General features: G+C 42.3%; 9 protein-coding genes. 3 read left to right on the top strand and 6 right to left on the bottom strand.

Annotation, left to right across the window (positions count from 1 at the left end; genetic code table 11):
- Positions 1 to 81: 81 nt before the first annotated feature.
- The 4 genes from BSAG_RS18880 to BSAG_RS18895 all read right to left on the bottom strand — a co-directional run bounded on the left by BSAG_RS18880 (position 82) and on the right by BSAG_RS18895 (position 2,954).
- A complete protein-coding gene (locus BSAG_RS18880; protein ID WP_004304110.1) occupies positions 82 to 894 on the bottom strand; it encodes an SDR family oxidoreductase in 813 nt (270 codons plus the stop codon).
- Positions 895 to 915: 21 nt separating this feature from the next.
- Positions 916 to 1,989 (bottom strand): substrate-binding domain-containing protein, encoded by a 1,074-nt coding sequence (locus tag BSAG_RS18885; protein WP_008643545.1) that lies wholly within the window; start codon positions 1,987 to 1,989, stop codon positions 916 to 918.
- Positions 1,990 to 2,376: 387 nt separating this feature from the next.
- Entirely contained in the window at positions 2,377 to 2,664 is a 288-nt protein-coding gene (locus BSAG_RS18890) for a YtxH domain-containing protein (RefSeq protein ID WP_004313352.1), read from the bottom strand.
- 44 nt (positions 2,665 to 2,708) lie between these two features.
- A complete protein-coding gene (locus BSAG_RS18895; RefSeq protein ID WP_004313353.1) occupies positions 2,709 to 2,954 on the bottom strand; it encodes a GlsB/YeaQ/YmgE family stress response membrane protein in 246 nt (81 codons plus the stop codon).
- 161 nt (positions 2,955 to 3,115) lie between these two features.
- Here BSAG_RS18895 and BSAG_RS18900 point away from each other — a divergent pair, with 161 nt between their 5' ends.
- Positions 3,116 to 4,321 carry an MFS transporter gene (locus BSAG_RS18900; protein WP_004313354.1) on the top strand — a complete coding sequence of 402 codons (1,206 nt, stop codon included), beginning with the start codon at positions 3,116 to 3,118 and terminating at the stop codon, positions 4,319 to 4,321.
- Between the two features lie 132 nt (positions 4,322 to 4,453).
- On the opposite strand, the gene BSAG_RS18905 is transcribed toward BSAG_RS18900, so the two are convergent.
- Both BSAG_RS18905 and BSAG_RS18910 read right to left on the bottom strand, forming a co-directional pair.
- A complete protein-coding gene (locus BSAG_RS18905) occupies positions 4,454 to 5,935 on the bottom strand; it encodes a RagB/SusD family nutrient uptake outer membrane protein (protein WP_008019633.1) in 1,482 nt (493 codons plus the stop codon).
- Positions 5,936 to 5,949: 14 nt separating this feature from the next.
- Complete coding sequence (locus tag BSAG_RS18910) at positions 5,950 to 9,078, bottom strand: SusC/RagA family TonB-linked outer membrane protein (RefSeq protein WP_004316909.1); 3,129 nt, start codon at positions 9,076 to 9,078, stop codon at positions 5,950 to 5,952.
- Between the two features lie 157 nt (positions 9,079 to 9,235).
- Here BSAG_RS18910 and BSAG_RS18915 point away from each other — a divergent pair, with 157 nt between their 5' ends.
- Positions 9,236 to 10,345 (top strand): DUF4421 domain-containing protein, encoded by a 1,110-nt coding sequence (locus BSAG_RS18915; protein ID WP_008997356.1) that lies wholly within the window; start codon positions 9,236 to 9,238, stop codon positions 10,343 to 10,345.
- Between the two features lie 91 nt (positions 10,346 to 10,436).
- Positions 10,437 to 12,851 (top strand): adenosylmethionine--8-amino-7-oxononanoate transaminase, encoded by a 2,415-nt coding sequence (gene bioA, locus BSAG_RS18920; protein WP_004316906.1) that lies wholly within the window; start codon positions 10,437 to 10,439, stop codon positions 12,849 to 12,851.
- Positions 12,852 to 12,919 lie beyond the last annotated feature (68 nt).

Here is a 12,919-nt window from a genome sequence, read left to right as displayed (position 1 = left end):
AGTTGAAAATTAAAAGTTGAGAGTCGGCATACGGATGCTACGCAGCCAATTCTCAATTTTTAATTCTCAATTCTCCATTTATTAAATTGAGAATGCATCAAATCCACCATCGATTACAGCTACTGTACCTGTTACGAAGTTGGAAGCATCGCTAATCAAATAATGGATGGTTCCATAAAGATCTTCCGGTTCACCGAAACGGTTGAATGGAGTATGAGCGAGAATTGTTTTTGAACGATCAGTCAGAGAGCCATCCGGATTAGTCAATAACGCACGGTTCTGATCGGTCAGGAAGAATCCCGGAGCGATCGCATTTACACGCAGACCGTTACCGAATTTCAATGCCAGTTCACCAGCCATGTATTTAGTAAAGTTAGCAATAGCTGCTTTAGCTGCACCATAACCAACGACACGAGTCAATGGACGAAGAGCTGATTCAGAGCAGAAGTTTACAATAGAACCTTTCTTCTGTTCTACCATAATTTCAGCAAATACCATCGTAGGCAATACGGTACCGAAAAGGTTCAAATCCACCACTTTCTTAAATGCGTCAATCTGTAAATCGAAGAACGTTTTGTCCGGAGCGATAGTTGCACCTGCCATGTTACCTCCAGCAGCGTTCAACAAAACATCAATACGGCCATAAGCCTTCATTATTTCCACTTTGTTACCTTCCAGCACTTCCTTATCCATCACATCAGTGTAAAGGAACATTGCTTCATTTCCTTCTGCTTTGATACTGTCTACCAATGCTTTTCCAGCTTCTTCACTTCTGTCGAGCACAACCACTTTTGCGCCTTCCTTTGCGAGATACGCAGCAATACCTTTACCTAAAATACCAGCTCCGCCGGTGATAACAACTACTTTGCCTTTTACGTTAAATAATTCATTCATGGTTCTTATAAATTTATATGTTTATAATTTATTGTTCAGATAATATTTCAAATTCTCTTTAAGGAGAATATCGATAGGCATCAAATTCACTTTCTCACTATTCTGCTTGAACAGCAAATGATTACACAATGATTTAACGCCATCGTACCCCTGACGCTCGGGGCGCTGCGCAATCAATGCGGTTATCACACCTTCGGAAAGTAATTGCGTATTTCTGCCGATAAGATCATAACCAACCAGTTTGACAGCCTGCATTCCTCTTGCTTTCAGGTAATTTCCTAAAATATAGCAAGTTGAATTAAAGATAATAGCGCCTTTAATATTCGGATTAGCTTCAAAGATTTCATCCAGTTTCATGAAGTTATACACTGAATCATTTATTTTCAGTTCTACTTCATGCAGATTTCCGTTAAACCCTATTTCAGTGAGATAATGACAGAAACCTTCGCGCCTGTTCTTTCCCTGGTTAGAATCATTCTTCCCACTATGAATAATCCGTGCCATTAATATATCGGAAGAAGAAGGAAGCCTGTCCATCAATAATCTGGCAGCAATCACTCCGGCATCATAAGATTCCGTTCCAAAATAAGCCAGTTGATGCTGCCCTCCAATGTTGGAGTCAACATACACGTATGGTATTTCATTCCTGTCAAGCTCCTGCGAAAGCCGGATAACAGAATCTGTAAACAAAGTCGCAATCAATACCCCATCCACTTTCTCATTCAGCAGATTTCGGATGATATCATCAAAAGTCTTATTATTATATTGATCGAAAAAGAGTTTGGTAATGGTGATATTATATGATTCCATTTCCGCCGCAGCTTTATCTATCCCTTCCGAAATAGCTTCCCAATACTCCCCTTGCACAAAAGAAGGAGTTATTGCAAGGATATGATATTGTTTTTTGGAGGCAGCTAATGAACGTGCCATCAGATTTGGTTGGTAATGTACCATTTCCAGGATAGCCTGTACTTTTTTCCTGTTTTCTTCAGATACTCTTCCACGATTATGGATTACACGGTCTACCGTGCCAACAGAGACACCTGCCATCTTGGCAATGTCTACAATCCGAATATTTGAAAACTCTTTATCCATATATTGATAAGTATCTTGTTTTTCATCGGCAAAAGTAAAATGAATTATTGAATTAAGCAATAGTGTGTGCGCACACACATCATATCAAAACAAGTATATACAACTAATAATCAAATAATTAACTCCAACAAACAGAAAACATACATGTTGTTAAACATAAGAAAAAGTAAAGATGGTATAGAGAAAAAGACTCTTTTCAGATGAAAAGTTAGAGAGAAAGTAACTCCCAATTCTTGAAGGAAACGAGAATAATAAAGAAGATTAGCCTAAATGTGTTCGCACACACATTGATACGATGACTAAATAAAGCTAGGGATAAAAGATTAAATATACAAAAATAAAACAGGTAACCAATTATATTTAAATCGATTACCCGTTTTGGGATTCTTACTTTTCCCACTTATCTTTTGCTTTTCCGGCCACTTTGTCGGCTTCTGCCGCTACTTTATCAGCAATTTCCGCACCGGTTTCTACTGCTTTAAGTCCAAGATCCATTGCTTTTCTTTCAGCATGAGCAGCTGCTATTTCAGCATCGCGACCTATACGATGGATAGCATTATAAATTTCGCTTTCCAACTGTTTTGCTTTTGCTGTACGTGAAAGACGATAAGCTACTGCGCCGAGGATTGACCCAATTCCGAGTCCAATCCAGAAATTTCCATGTCTACATTCCATAATTAAGTTCTGTTTTTAGGATTAAAAATAAATTATATAAATATCTATTTAGATTTCGAGAATAAGGAAGCAATCCATAATACAAGGATAGCCCCTACAGTGGAAGTTATCAAACTTCCGATCAATCCTGAAGCTGACAGTCCGAAAAGGGCAAATACCCAACCGCCCAGTACACCTCCAAGAATACCAAGTAATAAATTTATAATAAGACCAAAGCCTCCGCCGCGCATTACTTTACCTGCGAGGAATCCAGCCACAATACCAATAATGATATACCAAATAAAGCCCATATAATCCTCCTTTTTTATTTAACAACAGCAGGTACGGAGAATAGTTCAGTTAGTCAAAATTGAATTAACGACAATTTAGAATCCTTAGTCTTAGAGAAACGGGAAAGTTTGCGTACCTTTGCAGCCAATTTTTCAGGAACACTTCTAAAGCAATAGGTATCATGGTACAAAATCAGGAACAACCCGTAGGAAAAATTACATTTTCCATCTTAATCGCATTAAGTCTTTCACACTGTCTCAATGATCTTTTACAGTCCGTTGTTTCAGCAGCTTATCCGCTATTCAAAGATGATTTAGGATTAAGTTTTGCGCAAATCGGCCTTATCACACTGGTTTATCAGCTTTCGGCTTCGGTCTTTCAACCGATTACCGGAATCATTTTTGATAAATATCCCGTTGCATGGTCGTTGCCTATCGGAATGAGCTTTACACTGATTGGTTTGATAAACTTAGCATTCTCTGATAATCTATACTGGATATTAGCCTCCGTATTCTTAATCGGAATTGGCTCTTCCGTACTACATCCGGAAGCCTCCCGTATCACATTCCTTGCCTCCGGCGGGAAACGTGGACTAGCACAATCGCTCTTTCAGGTAGGTGGTAACTTCGGAGGTTCATTAGGTCCTTTACTGGTTGCTCTGTTGGTGGCTCCTTATGGCAGACAACATCTCATCGTATTTGCATTTGTGGCTTTAGCTGCTATCGGAGTGATGTACCCAATTTGCAAATGGTATAAATCATATCTAAACCGGATGAAAGCACAGACCGTCAGTGTCAGAAAACCTGTTCATCTTCCTTTGCCTATGGATAAGACAGCCCTTTCAATCGCGATATTGCTGATTCTGATTTTCTCCAAATATATCTATATGGCAAGTCTCACGAGTTATTATACTTTCTACTTGATTCATAAATTTAATGTAAGCGTACAAGATTCGCAACTATATTTATTTATCTTTCTGGTAGCTACTGCTATCGGAACATTAATTGGTGGACCTGTCGGTGACCGAATTGGTCGGAAGTATGTGATTTGGGCTTCTATTTTAGGAGCTGCCCCATTTAGCTTACTAATGCCCCATGCCAATCTGCTGTGGACTATTATCCTTAGCTTCTGTGTGGGATTGATGCTTTCTTCCGCTTTTCCTGCCATATTGCTTTATGCCCAAGAGTTGCTTCCTACCAAACTTGGATTGATATCCGGCTTGTTCTTTGGATTTGCTTTCGGAGTGGCCGGTGTAGCATCTGCCGTACTCGGTAATTTAGCGGATAAAACGAGCATTGAATATGTATATAATATCTGTGCTTATATGCCGTTACTAGGATTGGTCACATTCTTTTTACCGAATTTGAAGAAGAAAAAAATAGAATAAGATTAGATTAAATAAAATGGGGTGTGTCACATTTTGCGCTCCCTCTTTTCCAAAGAAAACGACCGGTATGCATCGTCACGACGTATACCGGTCTACAAGTTAAGGTCAAAGTCAAAAAATTAAGAGAGCTATTTATATGTTAGGGTTAGCGTTAATTTCTTTCTGTGGAATAGCATATAAATAATAGGTGCTATTTACTGTAAACGGTTTACCGTTCGGGAAGTTGAGGAACCAATGTCCCAGAGGATTTCGTTTTTCAAAGCTACCACCCTCCTGCCAGCAATCGACTTCTGTCTTTTGCATCTCATCCGACAAAGCAACACGTTCTACTGCCTTTTGTGTACGAAGTATATCGGTAATACCAAATCCTTCTCCCCAAAGTTCACGACGACGTTCCATCAGTATCTCATTGATTACATCTTCCTGTGATTTTCCTGTCACCTCATAATCCCCTACTCCACGGGCATTACGCAATGTATTCAATGGAGCTACAGCCTGTGCCAACGCTACGCCGTCACGAACTTTCGCCTCCGCTTCTATCAAATACATTTCAGCAGCACGCATCAAGACCAGATCAGCCGTATCATCTGCACGCATGTGAAATTTCTTATATCCCAAATACCCTTCACGCATCCACTGAAACAAAGGTAAACGAATATCACCTTCGGTAAATGTATCTTTCAGATGGGGATCAGCCATAAAGCTGCTATATGCTCCTACGTATGTTGCATCCAAATAATAGAAATTATAGCTGGCATCCGATTGGGAAGGAATTTGAGGAAATCCCCATATCCATTCTTTATTGGAAATATTATTAAAACCTTCGTACTCGGCTGTAGTTGTCATCAACGTATATCCTGCACGTGCTGCTTCGGCAGCTTTTGCGGCTTCTTCCCATTGTCCGGTCAGCAAGTAAGCGCGAGCCAAAAGACCGTCAACCACTGCAACATTCGGTTTGAACTTTTGATTATCACCGCTGCGGACATAGTTTTTCAAATAGTCCTTCGCCAAAGTGAGATCGTCGAAAATAAGCTGATAAACCTGTGCCACTGTTGATTTTCCTTTCGGTACAGTGGAACTATTGCTAGGTTCGGTATATATAGGAACACACGGAGCATCTTTATCTTTCAAGTAGGTGAATTGATAATGCTGTACCAAGTGCAAATAACAAAAGGCGCGTAATGCCAATGCTTGTCCCTGTGCCTGACGGAGTTCTTCCGAATCCCCCTTGATAGAAATGGCAGTGTTACAATTATCTATCGTTTTATATATCAGATACCAGGCAAACTCTGTTCTACCATTTGAGGATTGCGCTATATCATTAAACTGATACGAAGAGTTAAAACCATATTTCGGACGGGAAACAATATCACTTGCCATCATATCATCCAGACACTGAAGTGCCCGATAACCGATATTGGCATAGGTACTTGAATAATCAAACAGATTATACCAGGCACCATTCACAAGTGCCTCCGCATTTTCGGGTACAGATACCTTATCCGAACTTACCGCATCTGTGGGGTCCGTATCCAAAAAACTGCTGCTACAACTCGTTGCCAGGAAAAGTCCGGCAACTGCCGCAAGAATGGATTGAATTTTTATTTTTCTCATAATTTAGTCTGAATTTAGAAAGAAACATTGATACCTCCGGAGATGGTTCGCATAGCCGGATAACGGTAATAAGTGATACCGGTAATTCCCTGTTCAGGGTCTAGTCCCTGATTCCGGTGAATGGTAAACAGATTATCTCCTTGTACATATACCTGCACACTGCTCAATGACAACTTACTAATCCATTGTTTGGGTAAGTTATAGGAAAGTGTCAGGTTTTTCAATCGCATATACGAATTATTCTGCAAGAAGCGAGTGGAAGCCGAGTTCCAGTTATTAGAAGTAGTACTCAAAGCAGGGACATCGGTATAGCGATTGTCGGGAGTCCATCTTCTTAGAATCTCCGTCGACCAGTCGCGACCCTCCAAACTTCCATTGTGCAGAATCATTGTAACATCACGATTGTAGATATATCCACCGATACTGTAAGCAAAGATAGCCGAAAGATCAAATCCTTTCCAAGAAAGAGACGTATTGAATCCGCCATATACTTTCGGAAGAGACGATTTGTTGACATAATAATAGTCAGCCGAACCATAATCATTTGTTGTGACACGTTTTCCGGTCGGATTCTTATTTGCATCCACCTCATCCTTATACCACAGCGGATCTCCATTTTCCGGATCTACTCCTGCCCACTCTATCATATAGAAATCATACACCGAACGACCTACCTGCAACTTGTTCACACCACTTCGCGGCATATCTTTCAATGGGAGGTCTGTCACCTTATTCTTATAATGCGTCAAGTTCATACCCAGTTTCCATACCCAACCATTCTGATTGATAATCGTTCCGTTAAGCACCATTTCTATACCTGTATTCTTCAAGGCTCCTACATTTTCGTCAATAGAACCATATCCCAGGGAAGGAGCTATCGGACGTGAATAAAGCAGGTCTTTCGAACGACGTGTAAAGAAATCAAATGAACCGGAAAAACGATTATTAAACAGGGAGAAGTCGATACCTACATTAAAGTTGAGGTTCGTTTCCCATTTCAGATTCGGAGTCGCCATACGGTCGGACACTAACGCATTTTCTCCCAAATTGGAAACAATGGTATAAAGTCCTTTACTCGCATAATAAGTACCTAGGTTATCATTTCCCTGCGCACCATAGCTCATTTTCAGAGTCAAGGCAGAAAGCCAGTCGGAAGTACTTGCCATAAACTCTTCCCGGTCGATACGCCAGGAAGTACCCAACGACCAGAAATTTCCCCAGCGGGTCTCCGGCGCAAAACGTGAAGAACCGTCGCGACGATAGGATGCCGAGAAGAAATATTTATTTTGATAGTCGTATAATGCTTGAGTCAGATAACCCACCAACGCATAGTCGATGCGATACCCCGAACCTCCGGTCAACTGTGAACCAACTACTAGTTCCGGCATATCAGGCTGCGCCATTTTGGAACGTGATGCCGTCAGTTCATCGTAGCGGTAGGAATAGGCCTCCACGCCGGCAAGAACATTAAAATGATGTTCACCAATTGTCTTGTCATACGTAGCAATATTATTCCATGTCCAAGAGAAAGTACGGGTATTCATTCGGCTGACACCGCCGCCGTTTTCTTTAGCCGGACCTAATTGGGGGTTCGTATAATCCAACGTATTATAATTAATCAAGTCAAAGTTGAAACTAGTCTTGAATTTCAATCCCTCAATAATCGTAGCTTCCAAGAAAGTACGACCGGAGACTTCATCTTTCATTCGTTCTGATTTATCCAAAGGCAAAGTAGCCGGCAGATTCCAGTTTGCCATCGAACCGGAAGGACGATAAGAGCCGAAGTCATAAATGCGGTCTCCATTCTCATCCAATTTGTAACTACCGTCGGTATTCATTTCATAAATCGGATAAAATCCCGGCATGGTACGTCCTGCAGTAATCACATTACTGGTTTTGGAGTCAGAAGAAACCGGATAGTTCTGCATAGAATGTGCAAAACTCAAATTGACTCCTCCCTTCAACCAGGAAGTCATTTCGCTGGTGATATTGGAACGAAGATTGAAACGCTGATAACCCGATTCAAGCGCAATACCTTTATCATTCAGGTAGCCGGCTGAAAAGAAATACTGATTTGCTTTTCCGCCTCCGGAAACACTTAGATTCAACTCTGTACGAAGTGCCTGTTGTTCCATGGCGTCACTCCAGTCTGAATTCCATAATGGACGGGCACCTGCCACCAATTTTCCATCTGTACCGACCGGTTGCGTATATTGGGGACCGTATGGATTGGGGCCACCTCCCATCAATTTCGTAACCAGGTCTTTGGATGCTTGTGCCGCAGCAGTTGCCGGAGTATAATCCGCGCTCTTGGCGTACTGATTGCGAAGTGCTTCCCAATACAATTCAAAGTATTGATCGGTACTGACGCGATCATAATCACGCACGGCACGATTGGAACCTCCTAAAGAGGCTTTTACCTTTACGGTCGCTTTGGTATTTTGATCTCCTTGCTTGGTTGTGATAATAATCACTCCATTTGCGCCACGTGAACCGTATAAAGCAGCAGAAGCCGCATCTTTCAATACTGTCATCGAAGATATATCATCAGGATTGATAGAGTTCACACTACCGTCGAACGGAACACCGTCCACCACATAAAGCGGAGCACTGGATGCATTGATAGATCCGATACCACGAATACGGATTTCCGCATCCGTACCCGGCTGCCCGCTTGCCGCACTAGCCTGCACTCCGGACACCGTCCCTTCTAATACGCGCGATACGCTCGAAGTCTGTAGCTTTTCAATCTCACCTGCTTTCATCGTCGAAGCTGCTCCGGTAAAACTATACTTCTTAGCGGTAGCATAAGCTACTACCATTACTTCTTCCAGTTCTTTACTTTCCGATTCCAACGTGACATTAATCACACTTCGGTTATTCACCGGTTGCTCTACCGATCTCATTCCTACAAAGCGGAACACTAAAGTGCCGGTAGCAGGAACTTCAATTGAATAATTTCCATCAATATCAGTGATGGTGCCGGAGGATGCTCCTTTCAATTGTACGGAGACACCAGGCAAGGGCTCCCCTTCAGAAGTCACCGTACCCGTCACGCGTTTCTCCTGCTGTGCTTCCGCATATACTATATTTCCTGCAAAAAGCAGAAGAGACACGACTAATAAACGTAAATAGATTCTCATAATTTTGTGGCTTAAGATTTATTTGCTTGTTGTAACTAACAGTATATTGAACTTTTTTGTTTAGGAAACGAAACATTTTTTAGAAGATTACTAGCATAAATCAACGAAAGGTAGTACATTCGTGAAACGAAAAACATCTAAAACAACAAAGAACCACATGGGGAAACGGGTTATTCTATATCTATTTCTGTTATTTTCACTGTCCTTACAGGCGCAAAGTGAAAAGAAAACCCTTTCTACAAATGATAGCACAAGAATAGATTCCACAACGGTCACCCAGCCCAGTCCTTTCAAAAGAGCAATCAAGAAATTTATGAATTTCAGTGATTTTGATACGCTCTATATCAGCCCGAACCGTTATAATTATGCGTTGATGGCTACTCATTTCAGCAACTTCGAATATTACTCTGTCACCAGCGAACAGCCTCAACCACAAAAACTTAGTTTCTCTCCTAACCCGCATAATAAAATAGGACTGTATTTCGGCTGGCGATGGATTTTCCTGGGATGGTCCGTAGATGTGGATGATATCTATCGGAAAACCAACCGGAAGAATAGAGGTACAGAATTTGACCTTAGCTTATATAGTTCCAAACTTGGTGTAGATATATTCTACCGCCGTACCGGAAACAATTACAAGATACATAAGATCAGAGGATTTTCTGAAGATATTCCCTCCAACTATTCCGAGGATTTCAGTGGAATAAAGGTGGATATAAAAGGGCTGAACTTATATTATATCTTCAATAACAGAAAATTCTCTTATCCGGCCGCCTTCAGCCAGTCCACCAACCAACGACGCAACGCGGGAACATTTATTGCCGGTTTTTCTATTTCAAAGCATCATCTCGACTTCGACTACACAGAACTTCCTGATTTTCTACAGCAGACAATGAATCCCGGTATGAAAGTCAAGGATATAAAATATACCAATGCCAATATCAGTTTCGGATATGCCTACAACTGGGTCTTTGCCCGCAACTGCCTGGCATGTTTGTCTCTCACCCCTGCCATTGCCTATAAAGCCTCTGATGTAGATGCGGAAACTCACGAAGGAAAAGCATGGTACGGCAAATTTAATCTGGATTTTCTACTCCGTGCAGGGGTTGTTTATAATAACGGAAAATACTTTGTAGGTACTTCTTTCGTTGGGAAAAACTATAATTACCACCGGAATAATTTCTCTGTAGACAATGGTTTCGGCACTCTTCAGATATATGCCGGATTCAATTTCAACTTACGCAAAGAATACAGGAAAAAGAAATAAAAGTACGGATATCAGAAATCGTAAACTTGCTTGCTTATCCAAAGAATCTTTGTACATTTGCCACGTTCTAACGAACAAAAGTAAAAAATCAATGAAGCAACAACGCCACATACAGACCACACGTACTCTTCTTTCCCGCTTCCGTTATTGGGGCAGAAAGAACTATGCCGCTTTTGCGAGTATGGGACGTGAATTCCAAATCGGTCATCTGCACATCAATGTTGTGGACGTTGCCCTTCGCAAGCAGAATGCTAAAATTACTATCCCTTATCATACATTTATGACACTTCAGGAAATAAAAGACCAAGTGTTGGCAGGCATTGATATTTCGCCCGACCAAGCCGCTTGGCTAGCCAACATGGCTGACAGCGAGGCGCTATATGCCGCCGCACATGAGATTACCGTCGCACGTGCTTCGCACGAATTCGACATGTGTTCCATCATCAACGCCAAGTCCGGCCGATGCCCGGAAAACTGTAAATGGTGTGCACAATCCTCTCACTACAAGACTAAAGCCGATATTTACGATCTCCTTCCCGCTGAAGAATGTCTCCGACAGGCGAAATACAATGAAGCCCAAGACGTCAACCGTTTCTCTCTCGTTACCAGCGGACGAAAACCATCTCCCAAACAGATCACCCAACTTTGCGATACCGTTCGCCAAATGCGACGTCACTCGTCCATTCAGCTCTGTGCTTCTCTGGGGTTACTTAACGAAGAAGAGCTACGTTCCCTATACGAAGCCGGAATCACCCGTTATCACTGTAACCTGGAAACGGCTCCGTCTTATTTTTCCAAACTCTGTACTACGCATACACAAGAACAAAAACGAGCTACTCTTGATGCAGCCCGCCGTGTAGGCATGGATATCTGCTGCGGAGGTATCATCGGTATGGGAGAAACGATGGAGCAACGGATTGAATTTGCTTTCACTTTAAAAGAACTGAATGTTCAGTCCATACCTATCAACCTGCTTAGTCCGATTCCGGGAACTCCACTGGAAAACGAGCAGCCTTTAAGCGAAGAAGAAATACTTAAAACCATCGCTATCTTTCGTTTTATTAATCCGACAGCTTTTCTAAGATTTGCCGGAGGACGTTCACAACTTTCTTCCGAGGCGATGCACAAAGCATTATATATCGGTATTAACTCGGCTATCGTAGGCGACCTGCTGACAACTCTCGGTTCCAAAGTATCGGAAGACAAAAAGATGATTCAGGAAGAAGGTTATCATTTCGCCGCTTCCCAATTTGACCGCGAACATATCTGGCATCCGTACACTTCTACCACCGATCCGCTTCCTGTCTACAAAGTGAAACGGGCAGACGGTGTTACCATTACCCTCGAAGACGGACAAACGCTCATTGACGGAATGTCTTCCTGGTGGTGTGCAGTGCATGGATATAATCATCCGGTATTGAATCAGGCGGCAAAAGAACAATTAGATAAAATGTCTCATGTCATGTTCGGAGGACTGACGCATGATCCGGCCATTGAATTGGGGAAACTATTATTGCCTTTGGTTCCTTCCTCCATGCAGAAAATATTCTATGCAGACTCCGGTTCGGTAGCCGTAGAAGTGGCACTGAAAATGGCTGTACAATATTGGTATGCAGCAGGAAAACCGGAAAAGAACAATTTCGTGACTATCCGTTCCGGCTATCACGGTGATACGTGGAATGCCATGTCTGTATGTGATCCGGTGACGGGTATGCACAGTCTTTTCGGTTCAGCATTGCCTGTACGTTATTTTGTCCCGTCCCCCACTTCCCGGTTCGACGGAGAATGGAATCCGGAAGATATACTGCCTCTGCAAGAGATAATTGAAAAACATTCAAAAGAGTTAGCGGCGCTTATCCTGGAACCGGTGGTACAAGGAGCAGGTGGAATGTGGTTTTATCATCCGCAGTATCTGCGTGAAGCAGAAAAGCTTTGCCGGAAGCACGATATTCTTCTAATCTTCGATGAAATAGCAACGGGATTCGGACGTACCGGCAAACTTTTTGCTTGGGAACACGCCGGAGTAGAACCGGATATCATGTGCATCGGCAAAGCACTGACCGGAGGATATATGACACTTTCTGCTGTATTAGCCAGTAACCGGATAGCAGATACCATCTCCAACCATGCACCGGGAGCTTTTATGCACGGGCCTACATTTATGGGTAATCCACTTGCGTGTGCAGTAGCTTGCGCTTCCGTTCGCCTATTACTCGAATCCGATTGGCAAGAGAATGTGAAGCGAATCGAAACTCAACTGAAAGAAGAACTGGCACCTGCACGGGAATTTCCGGAAGTAGCTGATGTACGAATACTCGGAGCTATCGGAGTCATTGAGATGAAGCGTCCGGTAAATATGGCCTATATGCAACGACGATTTGTGGAAGAAAGAATCTGGGTACGTCCCTTTGGCAAACTGGTATATCTGATGCCGCCTTTCATCATTACTTCGGAACAATTAAGCAAACTGACTTCCGGGTTACTTAAAGTCATTCAAAAAAGATGACAGATAAAAAGAATATTACCGGATTTTCACCCAAGGATCTGTTCCTCGGTGAGCAAAAGGGTGTTCCT

The sequence above is a fragment of the Bacteroides sp. D1 genome (assembly GCF_000157095.2).
Lineage (GTDB): Bacteria > Bacteroidota > Bacteroidia > Bacteroidales > Bacteroidaceae > Bacteroides > Bacteroides xylanisolvens.
The sequence above is the reverse complement of the archived record's forward strand: the minus strand, read 5'-3'. Positions and strand labels throughout refer to the sequence as shown.

Bases quoted from the DNA above. Each gene is read 5' to 3' on its own strand.
- bioA (WP_004316906.1), top strand. From the start codon at position 10,437: ATGAAGCAACAACGCCACATACAGACCACACGTACTCTTCTTTCCCGC.
- BSAG_RS18905 (WP_008019633.1), bottom strand. From the start codon at position 5,935: ATGAGAAAAATAAAAATTCAATCCATTCTTGCGGCAGTTGCCGGACTT.
- BSAG_RS18885 (WP_008643545.1), bottom strand. From the start codon at position 1,989: ATGGATAAAGAGTTTTCAAATATTCGGATTGTAGACATTGCCAAGATG.
- BSAG_RS18915 (WP_008997356.1), top strand. From the start codon at position 9,236: ATGGGGAAACGGGTTATTCTATATCTATTTCTGTTATTTTCACTGTCC.
- BSAG_RS18900 (WP_004313354.1), top strand. From the start codon at position 3,116: ATGGTACAAAATCAGGAACAACCCGTAGGAAAAATTACATTTTCCATC.
- BSAG_RS18895 (WP_004313353.1), bottom strand. From the start codon at position 2,954: ATGGGCTTTATTTGGTATATCATTATTGGTATTGTGGCTGGATTCCTC.
- BSAG_RS18890 (WP_004313352.1), bottom strand. From the start codon at position 2,664: ATGGAATGTAGACATGGAAATTTCTGGATTGGACTCGGAATTGGGTCA.
- BSAG_RS18910 (WP_004316909.1), bottom strand. From the start codon at position 9,078: ATGAGAATCTATTTACGTTTATTAGTCGTGTCTCTTCTGCTTTTTGCA.
- BSAG_RS18880 (WP_004304110.1), bottom strand. From the start codon at position 894: ATGAATGAATTATTTAACGTAAAAGGCAAAGTAGTTGTTATCACCGGC.